Origin of the sequence: Pseudovibrio sp. JE062 (genome assembly GCF_000156235.1) — a bacterium.
Classification (GTDB): domain Bacteria; phylum Pseudomonadota; class Alphaproteobacteria; order Rhizobiales; family Stappiaceae; genus Pseudovibrio.
The window spans coordinates 353,418-368,173 of sequence record NZ_DS996809.1 but is presented as its reverse complement, the minus strand read 5'-3'; the positions used below and the strand labels follow the sequence as shown (position 1 = coordinate 368,173).

The window sequence follows — 14,756 nt, the reverse complement described above, 5'->3', positions numbered from 1 at the left end:
AATTAATTATCACGAAATTTTTATCAGCGAAGTAAATCGGTGTTCTGGATGTTTCACAGGCAAACAAAAACCCCGCTCAAGGCGGGGTCTGTTGAAAAAATGAACGCGTGTACTAGAGCGGAAGTTCTAGTTACTGCTGATAAAACTAGAATTTCTGTTCTGGACTGGCTGAATTTCTTAGTTGTCCAGCGCTTCTGTACCAACCGCGTTTCCAGAGGTGTTCATCTGGATTTTTTCCACCTTCTCTTCGGCAGCTTTGAGCAGGCCATCGCACTTTTCACGCAAAGCTTCGCCGCGCGCATAAAGCTCAATGCTCTTCTCCAGCGGTACGTTGCCTTGTTCCAAATTGCGAACAATGGTTTCCAGCTCAGCTAACGCTTGCTCAAAGCTAAGATTTTCAATGGAACCGGCTGCTTCTTCTGTCACCAATATGTCCTCGCTCAGTTGGGAACAGGGGCTCCCAATTAGTAATCCATCAATGTCATTACATGAGCAGCAGCGGATCGCGCAAGACCTTCCAGATCATACCCACCTTCTAATAGGGAAATGACGCGTCCCTCACAGCAATCATCTGCAATCTCGATGAGCTTGCGAGTCGCCCATGCAAAATCCAGCTCAGTCAGGCGCAGTCCACCCAGTGGATCGCGTTCATGCGCATCAAAGCCGGCTGAGATAATGATGAGGTCCGGGGAAAACTCCCGGATGCGAGGCAAAATCGCGTAATCCAGTGCTTCGCGGAACTGCGTGCCATCATCGCCCGCTGTCAGTGGAGCATTGACGATATTGTTGTGCTCTCCGGTTTCATTCACAGCACCAGTTCCCGGGAACAATGGCATCTGGTGTGTGGAGGTGTACATCACCGTAGGATCAGCCCAGAAGATCTCCTGAGTGCCATTTCCATGGTGAACGTCAAAATCCATAATCGCTACACGTTCGAGCCCATAAACGTCCTGCGCATAGCGTGCTGCAATCGCAGCATTGTTGAACAGGCAAAAGCCGGAGGTAACCGCTGTCTCTGCATGGTGCCCCGGAGGTCGGCAGGCCGCAAAGGCATTGGAAACGCGCTTGCTCATCACCTCATCTACACAGCGAGTGGATCCGCCAACAGCTCGCATCGCAGATTCCCAACTACCAGGGGAAAGGTTGGTATCCGGCGCAAAATCAACGAGCCCCTCTTCAGGGTTCATATTGTGGATGGAGTTGATGTAGTCGGAGCTGTGAACCCGGGCAATATCCTGAAATGTTCCAAATGGTGCGATATCGCGATCCAGCATAAAGAACCGCTCGTTCTCAAGCATACGGTCAATAGCCCGCAAGCGGTCTGGCCGTTCCGGGTGACCAAGTGGAGTAAGGTGATTTAAAAAAGCCTGATGGTGCAGCAGCAAAGTACTCAAGATATTGAACCCGTAAAAAATGAAATCAGGTACACAACCGACAGCCAACTCTAAAGTGAAGGCACCTAAATCCAGTCCTGTGAAAAATTGGGCGAATTAAATATACCACTCCACAATGCGGAGTGATCTGTCAATTGCGCAACCCTTCAGTTTATCTCGGCAATTGGGATGAGGTGCTGGCATATGACCATGTTGATGCCGCTATGGAATGCGCCAGAGAGCGGTCATGGAGACAAGAAAAATCCGGAGTGCGTGTACGACACGCAGCCCCGGATTAAAGGTGCGAGCAATCTGTGTTGCTCGTGGGGGAGGTCCGCTGCATCTCTAAGAAATACATGACTGTAATATTGAGCTAATTCTTGAAATTTGCACGCCGTTTATTCGCGCGATCCATGAATTCACACTGAGTGAAAAGAGAAAAGGTTAATACCTATTCTTTATGTGTTGCATAAATACAAGGAATTCTACAATAAACCCAAAGTATTCAGGGGGAGTTATCCTGTGCTCTCAACGGCTTGCAGGAGAAATTTGTAGGCAAAATGCAAAGAAGAGTGCAGAGCGCTGTCCGTTTTCAGCGCTCTGAAAGCGTTTTAATCGCGTGGTGCTGCGGCACGTGCAAGCCGGTCGTTAATAGCTTCGCCCAGTCCATGATGAGGGATTGGCATGACCGCAATTTTTCCGTTCTCACCCAGATCTGCCTGACGTAAAGCAGTAAACAAACGAGCTGCAGCTTCGGTCAGATCCTCTGAGTCGCTTAGGGGAACCAACTTGGCCGCCTTGTCTGAGCCATCAGGTAGCACACTGCCAAAGGTAATCAACGCTTCACCAGCTGTCACTTCTTCAGCATTCAGGCGAATGTGGGAGTTGGGCGCATAGTGAGAGGTCAGCATGCCTGGCGCCATTGGCGCGCTGTCGTCAGTCCCCGCACGCACCAGCTTTTCACCAAGAACGGCTTCAACATTCTCACGCGCCAGGCCACCCGGACGCAGCAGAGTAGGGCGATCACCAACCAGCGAGACGATGGTTGATTCAACACCCACTGGCGTCGCACCTGAATCGATGATGTAAGACAAGTGATCTTTAAGATCGTTGATAACATCTTCCGCCGTTGTGCCGCTGATCCGGCCAGACAGGTTCGCTGAAGGCGCCGCCAAAGGCAGGCCCGTCCGCTTGCACAGGGCGCGCATAACAGCAGAGCGCGGCACACGAAGCGCAATGGTCTCCAATCCCGCAACAGCCAAATCAGAAACCGGACTGGTTGGCAGCTTCGGCAGCACAAGGGTCAATGGCCCCGGCCAGAATGCTTCTGCCAGCTTCAAAGCGCGGTCATCAAAAAACGCGTGGGTTTGTGCCGCTTCCAGACTGTCGATATGTGAGATCAGGGGATTGAAACTAGGTCGACCCTTAGCCTCATATATACCGGCACAAGCCTTACCGTTGGTGGCATCCGCAGCCAGTCCATAAACCGTCTCAGTAGGTATGGCGACCAGTTTGCCATCGCTCAGCGCATCGCAAATATCCTGAAAAATTTGCGTGTCTTCCAACTGGGTATCAGATGGGTTTAAGCGCCAGAGTTTCATACCTTTTCTTTCTTACTAAGACGAATGTAGGGGGCTACCTGCCTTTAAGGGATGCTTGACGTATAGGTTAATCGCACTACTGTCCCAAACAGGAAAAATTTCTGTAGCGGCCTTTTGATAGGCAAAAGCCAATTCGTCAAGTCGCTATAGCGTGTTCCTGAGACGTAGCGCCGGTTTTCGGACAAGGATATGCGCGAAACTACGCGTATGTCCGCTGAATAGCCGCCAACCTTCGGCAAGGAACACCGCAAACGCACATCTCTGAAGCCGTTCGCTGGCCCTATAATGCAAGGCAGGCAGCTTCAGAAGGGGAGGAAGATAAAAAATGTATCGTGCACCACTAAGTGAAATCGCATTCACGCTGAAAGAAGTGGCAGGACTGGGACAGCTACAAGCGCAGCCAGGACAGGAAGAGCTCTCAGATGATCTGATTGAAGCTATTCTGGGTGAAGCTGCAAAGTTCGCCGAAGAAGAGATTGCACCGCTCAACCGGGTTGGAGACGAAAACCCGGCTCAGCTGATTGATGGAAGCGTTAAAACCTCACCGGGCTGGAAAGATGTGTACACTCGTTGGCGTGAGGGCGGATGGAACGCGCTGACCGGTGATCCGGAGTTTGGCGGACAGGGCCTTCCAAACATGCTCCACGTAGCAGTCTTTGAGATGTGGAACGCTGGCAGCATGGCATTCACCCTGTGCCCAACCCTGACCACAGGTGCTGTGGAAGCCATCGAGAAACACGGTTCTCCTGAATTGAAAGCCAAGTACCTGGAAAAGCTCACCAGTGGTGAGTGGACAGGTACCATGAACCTGACCGAGCCTCATGCTGGATCTGACCTCAATGCCCTGCGCGCAAAAGCAGAGCCTGTTGGGGATGGGTCCTACAAGATCTCCGGCCAGAAGATCTTCATCACTTACGGTGATCACGACATGACCGACAATGTGATCCATCTGGTGCTGGCACGCTTGCCGGATGCGCCAGCTGGCACACGCGGTATTTCTCTGTTCGCGGTTCCAAAGTACTTCGTCAATGATGATGGTAGCCTGGGCGAGAAGAACGATGTCACCGTTGCTGGTGTAGAACACAAGCTCGGCATTCACGGCTCACCAACATGTACCATGTCTTATGGTGACAACGGCGGTGCAATCGGTTGGTTGATTGGCGAAGAGAACCGTGGTCTGGCATGCATGTTCACCATGATGAACAACGCCCGCCTCGCAGTTGGTGTTCAGGGTCTCGGCATCGCCGAGCGCGCTTTCCAGGAAGCGCTGGCGTACTCTCTGGACCGCAAGCAGGGCCGTGGTGTGGGTTCAAAGACCGATGGCATGGACCCGATTGCTGTGCATCCAGACATTAAGCGCACACTCCTTTCCATGAAGTCACAGACACAGGTTGCCCGCGCGATCTGTTACGCCTGTGCGCATGCACTGGACATGGCCAAGCTTGCACCAGATGCAGAACAGAAGAAGTTCTGGGCAGAGCGTGCGGGCCTGCTCACCCCAATTGCAAAAGCACTCTCCACCGACTTCGGCGTGGATGTTGCTTCGCTCGGCATCCAGATCCACGGCGGTATGGGCTTCATTGAAGAAACCGGTGCAGCACAGCACCTGCGTGATGCCCGTATTGCTCCAATCTATGAAGGCACCAACGGCATCCAGTCCATCGATCTGGTGATGCGCAAGCTGCCAATGTCCGGCGGCGATCAGGTGCGTAGCCTCATCTCCGAAATCAAAGAGATCGCAGCAAGCGTGAACGCAGACAACACCGGTGAGTTAGGTGATCTTGGTTCCAAACTGGATGCAGCAGTCGCTGATCTGGAAACAGCCACAGAGTGGATGCTGGCAGCGCAGGCAGATGGCAAGGTCTCTGAAGCTCTGGCTGGCGCAACACCATACCTGCGCCTGGCTGGAATCACGCTGGGGGCTGGCCTGCTGGCCAAAGGTGCACTTGCATCCAAGAGCGCGCCAGAAGCACTCAAAAAGCCGCGCTACCTCATGGCACGCAGTTTTGCGGAAACCGTTCTGGGTGAGAGCGCTCCGCTGAAAGATGATGTTACCCGTGCAGCTGAAGCAATCCTTGCATTCGACGCTGCTGAGCTTGCCTGATTTGAAAACAGGCCACCGCATTTTAAAGGTGAGGCCGCACAGGCCTCATCCAGTTAGTTTGGGAGGGACATATGATCAGTATTGAACGGGACGGCGCAGTCCAGATCATCCGCATGGACCGCGTAGAAAAGAAAAACGCACTGACACAGGCCATGTACATGGACATGGCAGAAGCACTGAAAACTGAAGATGAAGGCATCCGTTGCCACGTAATGCTTGGTCGTCCGGGAGTTTTCACGGCTGGCAACGACATTGCAGACTTCCTGAAAGCCGCCATGTCTGGCGAAGGACTGGAAGCGGGCGGCGTTGGCAAGTTCCTTGGTGCGCTCCACGCGCCTTCCAGACCAGTGATCGCAGGCATTGATGGCCCAGCCATTGGTGTTGGCACCACCATGCTGTTCCATTTCGACATGGTCTATGCGACTGAAAACGCACTCTTCAAAACCCCATTCACCGATCTGGGTATCATCCCGGAAGCAGGGTCGACTCTGATTGGCCCGGAAACCATGGGTTACCACAAAGCGTTTGAGCTGTTGGCACTAGGTGAAAACTTCACCGCTGAAATGGCCAAGGAAGCTGGCTTCGTAAATCACGTGGTCTCTCCGGATGAGCTGGAAGAGCGTGTGATCGGCATGGCACAGAAAGTGGCTGCTAAGCCGCAAAATGCACTGCGTATCTCCAGAGAGTTGCTGCGCGGCAAGCGTGAGCCACTGGAAAAGCGCATCTACGAGGAAATCGGCCTCTTTGCAGAGTTGCTGAAGTCCGATGAAGCGCGTGAAGCCTTCATGAAGTTCATGAGCAAAGCTTAAACCATTAGGAGGCGGTGCTCAGCACCGCAATCCATCTCAGATACTGGGGGGAACATGGGAAGTCTGAAGGGTAAAACGCTGTTCATTACAGGCGCGTCTCGTGGAATTGGGCTCGCCATTGGCAAGCGTGCGGCGCAGGACGGTGCGAACATCGTAATCGCCGCCAAAACCGCAGAACCGCATCCAAAACTGGAAGGCACGATCTATACAGCCGCCAAAGAGATTGAGGATGCTGGAGGTCATGCACTTCCGCTCGTGGTTGATGTGCGCAGTGAGGAAAGTGTCGACAATGCCATGAAGGCCGCCGCTGAGAAATTTGGTGGCATCGATATCGTGGTCAACAACGCCAGTGCGATCAACCTGACACCTGTTCAGAAGATCGACATGAAGCGGTTTGATCTCATGCATCAGATCAACACCCGTGGCACATTGCTCTGCTCAAAACTGGCTATTCCTTATTTGAAGGAAGCTGAGAACCCACACATCCTGATGCTCTCGCCTCCGCTGGATATGCAGGAAAAGTGGTTCAAGAACCACACGCCATACTCCATCGCCAAATACGGCATGAGCCTTGTCGTACTGGGACTGGCAGGAGAACTGCGCTCTAAGAAAATCGGTGTAAACGCTCTGTGGCCGCGCACCACCATTGCAACCGCTGCGGTGCAGAACCTGTTGGGCGGTGATATGATGGTCCAGGCAAGCCGTACGCCAGACATTCTGGCAGACGCTGCGCACCTGATCTTCACCAAGCCATCCGGCGATACCACCGGCAACTTCTTCATCGATGACACGTTGCTGGCAGAAAACGGTATGACCGACTTCGACAAGTACCGCGTCAACCCGAAGGTCAACCTGCAACCAGACTTCTTCGTCCCAGACGACAGCGAAGCCCCGGCCAGCCTGGCTGCAATCGAAGCTTAGGCCGCTGTCACGACACATAAGATCAGTTTGAGAGGGCATCACGTTTAACTACGTGATGCCTTTTTTTTACAGGTGCCAGCAGTTGTCTGATGGAAGCAAAATAAGCGAACTCATGAAGCCAATCTTTGGAGTTTCGCGATCCGATCAAAAGTTTCTTTTGTGTTTGCTAGCTAGTTAGAATCTGGAGGGGGAATTTCAAAAAACGGAATGATATGCTTTCTCGTGCTCTCTTAACGGTGCTTTGATCGGGGCTTAAGCCAGTGTTTCGGGAGTGAGTTGCCGAGGTCAGCCTGATGCTGGGAGTACGGAGATAAGAGGTGGCCGTTGGCATCTTTCAGTTAAGTGGGCCAATCAAGGTAATCATAAGCATATTCGCTTTGATAAGCGCTTACATCATCTGGGATTACTTCTTAACGTACACTGCAGATGCCTACGTTTCAGCAGACGTCGTCCTTGTCGCTCCAGAGATTTCTGGTTTTGTTACTGAGGTTCCGGTGGATCGGAACCGACAGGTCAAAGCCGGAGAGTTGCTCATGCAAATCGATCCGGAACCCTTTGCCCTTGCAGTCCAGCAAACACGGGCGGAAGAGGCAAGAGCACTTGCAAATCTGAGGCGCTCAGAAGCCGAGGTTCAGGTCGCTGAGGCCGCAGTAACAGCAGCGGTTGCCAAAGTTGCAAACCTCGCAGCTCAGCAGCAGCGCTTTGAAGAACTGACCAACAGTGGTTTTGTTACCCAGCAACGGCTCGATAACATCAGTCTGTCTCTTGAAGAAGCGAACGCGGAAACCGATAGCGCGCGCGACATGTTGCGCGCAGCAGCGCATCAGGTAGAGGTGATGCGGGCCACTTACGAGGCGGCTCAAGCGGCAACCGCTCTCGCTCAATATAACCTGCGCAAATCTTCGCTGACCTCTCCAGTTGATGGAATAGTGAGCGAGTACTCGGTCAATCCCGGCAACTATGTTCTGGAAGGTGTGCCGCAGTTAGCGCTGATTACAAATACAGACTGGCGGATTATTGCCAATCTGGTTGAGCGTCATGCTGCGCGATTGAAGCCGGGCCAGACAGTCTACTTTCAAGTCTCCAGCGATCCTTATCGCATTCATAAAGGCACAGTTAGATCGATTGGGCGTGGGGTATCACGCATGGATGAAAACCCTCGGGTTCTTCCCTTCATTCCGCTGACCACGGCCTGGGTCCGGCTCTCCCAACGATTTCCCGTTGAAATTGATATGGGGGAATTTCTCTTAAAACACAAACCGATGCACGGCGGTGATGCACGCATCTTCCTATTCCATTGAGGGGCGAAATGAAACTGGACTACTACAACGGCTTTCGAACCGCCCTGATCATCACGTTAGCCTCAGTGCTGGCATTGGTTCTGGATGTGGATGATCCATGGTGGTCGGGTATGCTGGCCCTCACAGTTGCCAATGCAAACTGGAGCAATGCCTGGTTTCAGGGAGGCCAGCGCATAATCGGTATCTATATCGGAATGATTGTCGGATATCTTTTTGTCATCCTGTTCAAAGATGTACCCATTCTGCAAATGGCAAGCATTGGTGGTTTGGCAGCTCTGGCGGTTTACAAGCGACTGGCAAGCCCTGACTACAACATCGCATGGCTCCTGGGAACTATCAGTGCGATGCTTGCGCTCTACATCTCTGTTGTTGAAGTCGATCAGCTGTTTTCGATCATGACGGATTGGGGGGCTGCTGCAACCATCGGCATTGGTAGCGCAACGATCGTCATGTATAGTCTCACAAAAGACAGCCCCATCGGCATTGGAGCAGGTCCTATCACAATCCGTCAGCTAGATGATGTTGAACGCAGTTGGGTCATAGCCCTTTGCATAACTGCAGGTGTTGTCTCTGTTCTGGCGCCAGTTGTTTACGTCGGCCATGATCTGGTTGCTATGCTACAGATCACCATAACAACACTGATTGTGCTTTACGGGCCGGCTGAAGATGTCAAAAAGCTTGCCCTAAACAGAATGGCTGGCTGCCTCCTTGGTGGAGGGCTCGGGCTGCTGTTTGTTGCATTGGGTCTCGAGACATTCTTCTGGTGGCTGGCCATTTACGCAGGAACCTTGTTCCTTGTCTGCTCACTTCACCACAGCACCAATTACTGGGCATATTCAGGAACGCAGGCAGGGTATGCATTTATCGTCGCAGCTTTAGCTTCTGCTGGACCAGTCAACGAGATTGAAGGCGTTCTGGATCGACTAGTCGGCATTTACATTGGTGCTTTTTTGAGCATTCTCGTCTTGTTTGCCGTGCGTGTTTGGCAAGGAAGGCAGGTGCATGACATCAAGCGGTTGGTGAGTGAGAGTGAAGGCGGGACCGGTGATAGAGTGTGACTTGGCAAACGCGCAGTATGAAGCGTTGTGCAGCGTCATGGATTGTCAGCTCAGATAACTGTCAAACCTAGCGGCAAAATAAAAGGCGGGGTGACCCGCCTTTGTTGCATGTTCTGATCAGTCGAACTCTGGTCCGCGAGCCGTGTAGGGCTTCACTTCTTTCCAGGCGCGCATCAGGTTTTCCAGCTCTTCGTCGGTCTGTTCTGGCAGCACAATCTCTAGTCCAACCAGAAGATCGCCGTGGCCACCTTCCTTCTTCGGCAAGCCTTTGCCTTTCAAGCGCATGGTTTTGCCGCTGCTGGTGTTGGCTGGAATTGTCAGGTTCACCGCGCCGCCCAGTGTTGGAATGCGAACTTTGCCACCCAGCACAGCTTCATAAAGGGTGAGGGGAACATCCACACGGATATCCGCGCCATCCACTTTGAACAGCTTATGGGTCGAGATGCGAACTTCCACCAGCGCATCGCCAGCTTGGCCGCTCTTGGCAGAAGCAAAGCCCTGACCCTTCAGCGGATTTTGTCGCCGCTCTGCGTGCCAGCTGGAATTTTCACATTCACAGTCTTGCCGCTTGGCAGCTTCACTTGAACCTTGCCGTGATTAGCCAGATCTTCAAGCGTCACGCGTGCGATCAGGTTGGCATCTGCACCCTTGGTTGGGCCTTGATGGAAGTGAGATTCACCACCACCACCTGCGCTGCGACGTTTGCCGCCGCCAAAGCCGCCGAGGATGTCATTGAGAATGTCGTCAAAGCCGCCTGCATCTTGCGGGCCGCCGCCACCGTGACCATCGCCAAAGCCCTGTTCGAAACGGAAGCCGCCACGACGTCCTGCATTGCGGAAACCGGAGAAACCTTCAAAGCCGCCAGCTCCGCCACCCGGACCGCCATAAAACTTAGGCTTACCTTCAGCGTCAATCTCACCGCGATCAAACTGACCGCGCTTATCTTTGTCGCCCAAAATTTCATAGGCCAGGTTCGCTTCCGAAAAGCGCTCCTTGGCCTTTGGATCATCTGCATTCTGGTCTGGGTGGTACTTCTTGGCCAGCTTGCGAAACGCTTTTTTGATCTCTGCCTCACTGGCATTTTTGCTAACACCAAGAACAGAATAGGGATCTCTCATCGTCATCCATCAAATAGAAATTGGGGCAGTTTACAACTCACCCATTACATAACCATGCAAATGAAAACAAGCAAGCAGCCGCAGCCGAACTTAGCTAATCAGAAGTGAGTATTTCAGCGCTTTTAATGTGTTGGCTTACTTCACGTTTTGCAAAGCTTAGGTGAGGAGCACGTTATTGGGCAGGAGCTGCGTCAACCTGGAACGGAGCCAACTGAACAATCTTCATTTTGTGATTGGTGTCCGGGCAGCTGCGGCCCTGATACGCACGCACACCGCCAACAGTGTTTGCGCTGGTCACAAAATCAGTACAACCGGCAATGCTTCCGGTCTTATCAACAGACATCAGGGAAGTAATTGTGCCACTGTTACCGCTGACCGGATTGGTCCAGGCCATAGGCGCAAAACTACGGTCATCTTTTCCACCCTCATTCAGAGCTTCCTCGATGGTATCCGTAATAACCGTACGGTCTGTGCGGTGGATTTCGCTATCCGCGACCTTTTGCTTGGTATCAACCGTCTCAGTCAGGTTGAGAGGTTCTTGATACTCACTGTTGTTCACCGATATGGACATCTGAGTGCAGGCAGGAAGCAACAGCAAGATCGCAGCCGAGACAAAACACGACTGGCGTAAACTGGTTTTCTTGCTATACAAAACTGCCATATTACTACTAGAGCCTCAGGTTGAAGCCGCTGCTTTTACGAGTTCCGGTTCATCCACAGTGTGAGGATCCTAAAGGGACTATTAACTATGAATGGTGACATCCAAAATCTGGAAGAAAAGTTTACAAATAGTTACTCCGAAAGCGTAGAGGTTCCTTTTCAACTATTTGGCGACTGGTTGGCCCTTGCTGAAAAGAGCGAGCCTAATGATCCTAATGCCATGTCAGTTGCGACTGTAGATGAGAATGGCATGCCTAATGTACGGATGTTACTCCTTAAAGGTTACAGTCCACAGGGATTTGTGTTTTATACAAATTTTGAAAGCACAAAAGGTCGGGAAATTCTTGCTCACCCTAAAGTAGCTCTATGTTTTCACTGGAAAAGTCTGCGCAGACAAGTTCGTGTACGTGGCAATGTTATCCACGTAACTAATGAACAGGCAGACGAATACTATAACTCACGGCCACGAAAAAGCCGCATTGGTGCGTGGGCGTCCAAACAGTCCCGCCCTCTGGAGAGCCGTTTTGCGCTCGAAAAAGAGGTCGCCAAGTACGCTGCCAAGTATGCTGTCGGTGATATTCCGCGTCCCGAATACTGGAGCGGTTGCATTTTGCAACCATTGGAAATTGAGTTCTGGCACGACCGCGCGTTCCGTCTACATGATCGATTTGTCTTCAAAAGAGACAGCGCAGATGCCGAATGGGATAAGGTCCGTCTGTATCCTTAATACATACTGATATGATCTGGAGACGCACCACACAGTTGGTGCGTTTCTTGTTTTTGGAGCTCTCTCAGGCGTCCTATGGGCGTTGGCTGTTCGGAAGGGGAAGGGCTGTAGGTGCGCTGCACCAAAAAAGTAGCTCGTGGCCTGAAACTGAACGACAGGCAAAAATTAAGGCGGCTCGCAATCCTGCGGGTCGCCTTCTTTAAGCAGATGACTGAATGTTCGTTAGATCATTAAGCCTCTTTGAAGCCATGCCAATCTGGGCCATGACTATGGGATGCAGCTGTTACCAATGTGATTGGAATACATAATCAATCAATTTGCTTCGTGCAAAACGGAAGCCGAATGCCTGATCTGCAGCCCCTGACGCATCAGTCAGTCGGAAGAGGATATTCTTCCTGAACCTTTGGCTGATAAGACTCTTTCTGCTTACCTGAACAGCAGTTTGCAGCGTTGACAGCCTGAATGCCGACTGGACGATATAGCTTGTCCAGATCAGGTTTTACGTTTTTGTTTTGTTGCTCAGTGGTTCCGAAGGCCATTTTAGTCCGTCCCCTTGGGACAAGTTGTGTTGCAGAAATTGCGATGCTTACCCGGAATGAGTAGCCGGATAACCCGATATAAGCGTCAGCTCATATGCAGGAGTGATACTCAAATCGGGCATGAATATGTTAGCGCCAAAAAAACTAAAAAAGCCAATCTAATTTAGAGGGGGGAATTTCCCAATAATCTCAGCAATTTGAATGCATGAAACATGCCGTTAACTATTTGCCTGAGATGTATTCTGGAAATTTGCTATATTATACAAAAGGATAAGGTTTTGGGTTGTGAGTTGATTAAAATTATCGCCACTAAACCATTAATGTATCAGGCCATTTTGGGTGACATTTGGCCGCAATTTCTTCGAATACGAAACTGACAAAAAACTGTGTATTTATTGTGCGACTAAGCTTGTGGCCGATTGATTAGCACCGCTCATAGTGATTGGTGCTCGTAATACTCTGTATAAGTGCGTAGATTGAGCCGCTTGCAAATAACACCTCTGTTCAGGCTGGGCCTGAAGACGGTCTCCCATAAAAGCCGTCAACTGCGCTAAAGGAAAATGACAATGAACGTGCGCGCCGTTTTGTTTGATCGCGATGGAACCCTGATTGATTTCAATAAGACATGGGGCACCGTGCTCCAGCATGTTCTGATGGATCTTGCGGGCGGGGATGTGAAACTGGCTACTGAGCTTGGCCATCTCGTCAAGTTTGATTATGCCAGCTGTGCCTGTGAGCCGGGCAGCCCGATCCTGACCAATCCACCAAGCGGTTACAGCGAGCCATGGGCCAAACATCTTGGTGTTGAGTTCAACCGCGCATTTCTGGATCGGATCGAAGACCTCATTCTGGAACATGCCGCTGAGTGTGTTGCAGCATTTGATGACACCACTTCATCCATCAAAGCATTGGCCGCTGCTGGTTTGCCCATCGGTCTGGCCACCAACGGAACCGAAGCCAGCGCCATCGCCCAGCTGAAGCGTCTGGGCATCTTCGACTACTTCACGTTCGTTGTTGGCTATGACAGCGGTCATGGTGAAAAGCCGGAGCCGGGCCAGCTGTTCGGTTTTGCTGAGCATACCGGCATTGAGCCACAGCACATCGCCATGGTCGGGGACAGCCTGCACGATATGCACGCCGCTCAGAACGCAGGCATGCTGCGCGTTGCAGTCACCACAGGCGCACTGACTGCTGAAGAGTTGAAAGACCACTGCGACCATCTGCTGGATAGCCTGACAGATCTCGTCAGCCTCGTTGGCCTCAAGCCATCAGGTGAGGGCGCGGCAGCCTGATCTTAGTGTTTGATCGCGGCGGATCACCCGTCGCGATCCTCACAGAAGCTGCGCGAAAATAATAAAGGCATTCAACCCTCGGTAATTCTGGACTGCTATAATCTGGTATCGCGAAGTAAAGAGCTGTAACCTGCCTGACGAACGGGTAAGTTAAACTCTGAGCTGCAGATCGAAGAGAGTGGGATAGAATGACACTGCAACTGCCTTTAAGACATTCTCGCACTGCCATGCGCAGCCGCCGCATCGGCGCCATTGCGATCCCGTTTCTCATTCTCTCCGTTGCTGGCCATTACTTCGAGCTCTTCAACACAGAAGTACTCCTCGTCCTCTTCGTCATCGGCTTCTTCATGGGCGCAACAGCCATTGTGCTGGCTGCCATTGCCGTGGTTGATCTTTGGAAGGATGGCGGCAAGGGCTTTGGCAACTGCTTCCTCGGCACATTTTACGGATCAATCGTCCTGACCCCGCTGTTCATCGCAACGCTCGGGCTCTACATGTTCCCACCGCTCAACGACATCTCGACAGACATGGAAGACCCGCCCGCATTGGTGGCTGGTGATCGCATTGATGATGAGATTGAGCAAGACAAGCAGCTGATGCAAAAGGCCAGCTATCCGGACATCGTGCCTCGCCGCTTCCGTTTGCCACCTCCAGAGCTGCACAACGCTGTCTCCAGCGTAGCCTCCAGCATGGGTTGGAAAACCGTCTATGAACTGCCCGCGGGTTTCCCGGATGAGCCAACCTATCTGCTCATGGAAGCACGCATGCCGTACTTCTCTTTGAAGGATGATGTAGCAATCCGTATCCAGCCAGACCGTGTCGGTACGCTGCTGGATATCCGCTCTGCTTCCCGCTTTGGCAGTCATGATTTCGGCACCAACGCCCGCCGGATCAGAGGCTTTCTGGCAAGCCTGGATAAAGTCCTGCTGCAAAACTACGGCATCACAGCGCGGGTAGAAGAGCCGGAACTGGTGCTGCAGGAAGAAATAGAGCTGGACGAGCCACAAATCACAGAGCGTGCGCCGCTTCTGGAAGTTCCGCTGGAGCTGCCACCTTCAATTGCATCCATGTTGAAAGAACGTGGCTCTGCACCAATCCCAGCTCAAAAACCGGCGCAGTAAGCTGATCTTCAGCACCGGGAAGGTCCGGACTGCTCGCTATTCGTGATTTGCTTGAGAAAGTAGCCTCAGAAACAACATAACCAGCGCCGGGGAAGCACTGGTTATGAAAGCTTGCGTGAACAACGAGTACCG

The 14,756-nt window shown here is 52.1% G+C and carries 13 protein-coding genes and 1 pseudogene; 8 read left to right on the top strand and 6 right to left on the bottom strand.

The window, feature by feature from the left end:
- Positions 1-177: 177 nt before the first annotated feature.
- From PJE062_RS14105 to PJE062_RS14095, 3 genes are all read right to left on the bottom strand, one after another.
- Positions 178-429 carry an exodeoxyribonuclease VII small subunit gene (locus tag PJE062_RS14105; RefSeq protein WP_008549902.1) on the bottom strand — a complete coding sequence of 84 codons (252 nt, stop codon included), beginning with the start codon at positions 427-429 and terminating at the stop codon, positions 178-180.
- A gap of 35 nt (positions 430-464) precedes the next feature.
- Positions 465-1,385, bottom strand: a complete 921-nt coding sequence (locus tag PJE062_RS14100; RefSeq protein ID WP_008549498.1) for a histone deacetylase family protein — start codon at positions 1,383-1,385, stop codon at positions 465-467.
- Positions 1,386-1,984: 599 nt separating this feature from the next.
- Positions 1,985-2,974: an L-threonylcarbamoyladenylate synthase gene (locus tag PJE062_RS14095; RefSeq protein WP_008549671.1), complete on the bottom strand. Its 990-nt coding sequence runs from the start codon at positions 2,972-2,974 to the stop codon at positions 1,985-1,987.
- 325 nt (positions 2,975-3,299) lie between these two features.
- Here PJE062_RS14095 and PJE062_RS14090 point away from each other — a divergent pair, with 325 nt between their 5' ends.
- From PJE062_RS14090 to PJE062_RS14070, 5 genes are all read left to right on the top strand, one after another.
- A complete protein-coding gene (locus PJE062_RS14090; RefSeq protein WP_008549795.1) occupies positions 3,300-5,078 on the top strand; it encodes an acyl-CoA dehydrogenase in 1,779 nt (592 codons plus the stop codon).
- 71 nt (positions 5,079-5,149) lie between these two features.
- The gene (locus PJE062_RS14085; protein ID WP_008549669.1) at positions 5,150-5,887 is read left to right on the top strand and encodes a crotonase/enoyl-CoA hydratase family protein; all 738 of its coding nucleotides are present in this window, start codon (positions 5,150-5,152) and stop codon (positions 5,885-5,887) included.
- A gap of 54 nt (positions 5,888-5,941) precedes the next feature.
- A complete protein-coding gene (locus tag PJE062_RS14080; RefSeq protein WP_008550021.1) occupies positions 5,942-6,808 on the top strand; it encodes an NAD(P)-dependent oxidoreductase in 867 nt (288 codons plus the stop codon).
- A gap of 317 nt (positions 6,809-7,125) precedes the next feature.
- On the top strand, positions 7,126-8,109 hold the full coding sequence (locus tag PJE062_RS14075; RefSeq protein ID WP_008549618.1) for an HlyD family secretion protein: 984 nt from the start codon (positions 7,126-7,128) through the stop codon (positions 8,107-8,109).
- A gap of 8 nt (positions 8,110-8,117) precedes the next feature.
- Positions 8,118-9,167, top strand: a complete 1,050-nt coding sequence (locus PJE062_RS14070; protein ID WP_008549869.1) for an FUSC family protein — start codon at positions 8,118-8,120, stop codon at positions 9,165-9,167.
- A 117-nt stretch (positions 9,168-9,284) separates the two neighbouring features.
- On the opposite strand, the pseudogene PJE062_RS14065 reads toward PJE062_RS14070, so the two are convergent.
- A pseudogene (locus PJE062_RS14065) lies at positions 9,285-10,285 on the bottom strand (DnaJ C-terminal domain-containing protein).
- 172 nt (positions 10,286-10,457) lie between these two features.
- Positions 10,458-10,883 (bottom strand): RT0821/Lpp0805 family surface protein, encoded by a 426-nt coding sequence (locus PJE062_RS14060; RefSeq protein WP_158309183.1) that lies wholly within the window; start codon positions 10,881-10,883, stop codon positions 10,458-10,460.
- Between the two features lie 162 nt (positions 10,884-11,045).
- On the opposite strand from PJE062_RS14060, the gene pdxH reads away from it, so the two are divergent.
- Positions 11,046-11,672 (top strand): pyridoxamine 5'-phosphate oxidase, encoded by a 627-nt coding sequence (gene pdxH / locus PJE062_RS14055; RefSeq protein ID WP_371256321.1) that lies wholly within the window; start codon positions 11,046-11,048, stop codon positions 11,670-11,672.
- 368 nt (positions 11,673-12,040) lie between these two features.
- On the opposite strand, the gene PJE062_RS26545 is transcribed toward pdxH, so the two are convergent.
- Complete coding sequence (locus PJE062_RS26545) at positions 12,041-12,211, bottom strand: hypothetical protein (protein ID WP_008549913.1); 171 nt, start codon at positions 12,209-12,211, stop codon at positions 12,041-12,043.
- A gap of 566 nt (positions 12,212-12,777) precedes the next feature.
- Between PJE062_RS26545 and PJE062_RS14050 the strand changes: the two genes are divergently transcribed.
- The gene (locus PJE062_RS14050; protein ID WP_008550063.1) at positions 12,778-13,503 is read left to right on the top strand and encodes an HAD family hydrolase; all 726 of its coding nucleotides are present in this window, start codon (positions 12,778-12,780) and stop codon (positions 13,501-13,503) included.
- A 188-nt stretch (positions 13,504-13,691) separates the two neighbouring features.
- On the top strand, positions 13,692-14,624 hold the full coding sequence (locus PJE062_RS14045; protein WP_008549967.1) for a DUF1499 domain-containing protein: 933 nt from the start codon (positions 13,692-13,694) through the stop codon (positions 14,622-14,624).
- The last annotated feature ends 132 nt before the right edge of the window (positions 14,625-14,756 follow it).

What these genes read in the sequence shown, in the direction of transcription:
- PJE062_RS14085 (WP_008549669.1), top strand. Translation starts at nt 5,150, where the DNA reads ATGATCAGTATTGAACGGGACGGCGCAGTCCAGATCATCCGCATGGAC.
- PJE062_RS14095 (WP_008549671.1), bottom strand. Translation starts at nt 2,974, where the DNA reads ATGAAACTCTGGCGCTTAAACCCATCTGATACCCAGTTGGAAGACACG.
- PJE062_RS14050 (WP_008550063.1), top strand. Translation starts at nt 12,778, where the DNA reads ATGAACGTGCGCGCCGTTTTGTTTGATCGCGATGGAACCCTGATTGAT.
- PJE062_RS14080 (WP_008550021.1), top strand. Translation starts at nt 5,942, where the DNA reads ATGGGAAGTCTGAAGGGTAAAACGCTGTTCATTACAGGCGCGTCTCGT.
- PJE062_RS14045 (WP_008549967.1), top strand. Translation starts at nt 13,692, where the DNA reads ATGACACTGCAACTGCCTTTAAGACATTCTCGCACTGCCATGCGCAGC.
- PJE062_RS14090 (WP_008549795.1), top strand. Translation starts at nt 3,300, where the DNA reads ATGTATCGTGCACCACTAAGTGAAATCGCATTCACGCTGAAAGAAGTG.
- PJE062_RS26545 (WP_008549913.1), bottom strand. Translation starts at nt 12,211, where the DNA reads ATGGCCTTCGGAACCACTGAGCAACAAAACAAAAACGTAAAACCTGAT.
- PJE062_RS14070 (WP_008549869.1), top strand. Translation starts at nt 8,118, where the DNA reads ATGAAACTGGACTACTACAACGGCTTTCGAACCGCCCTGATCATCACG.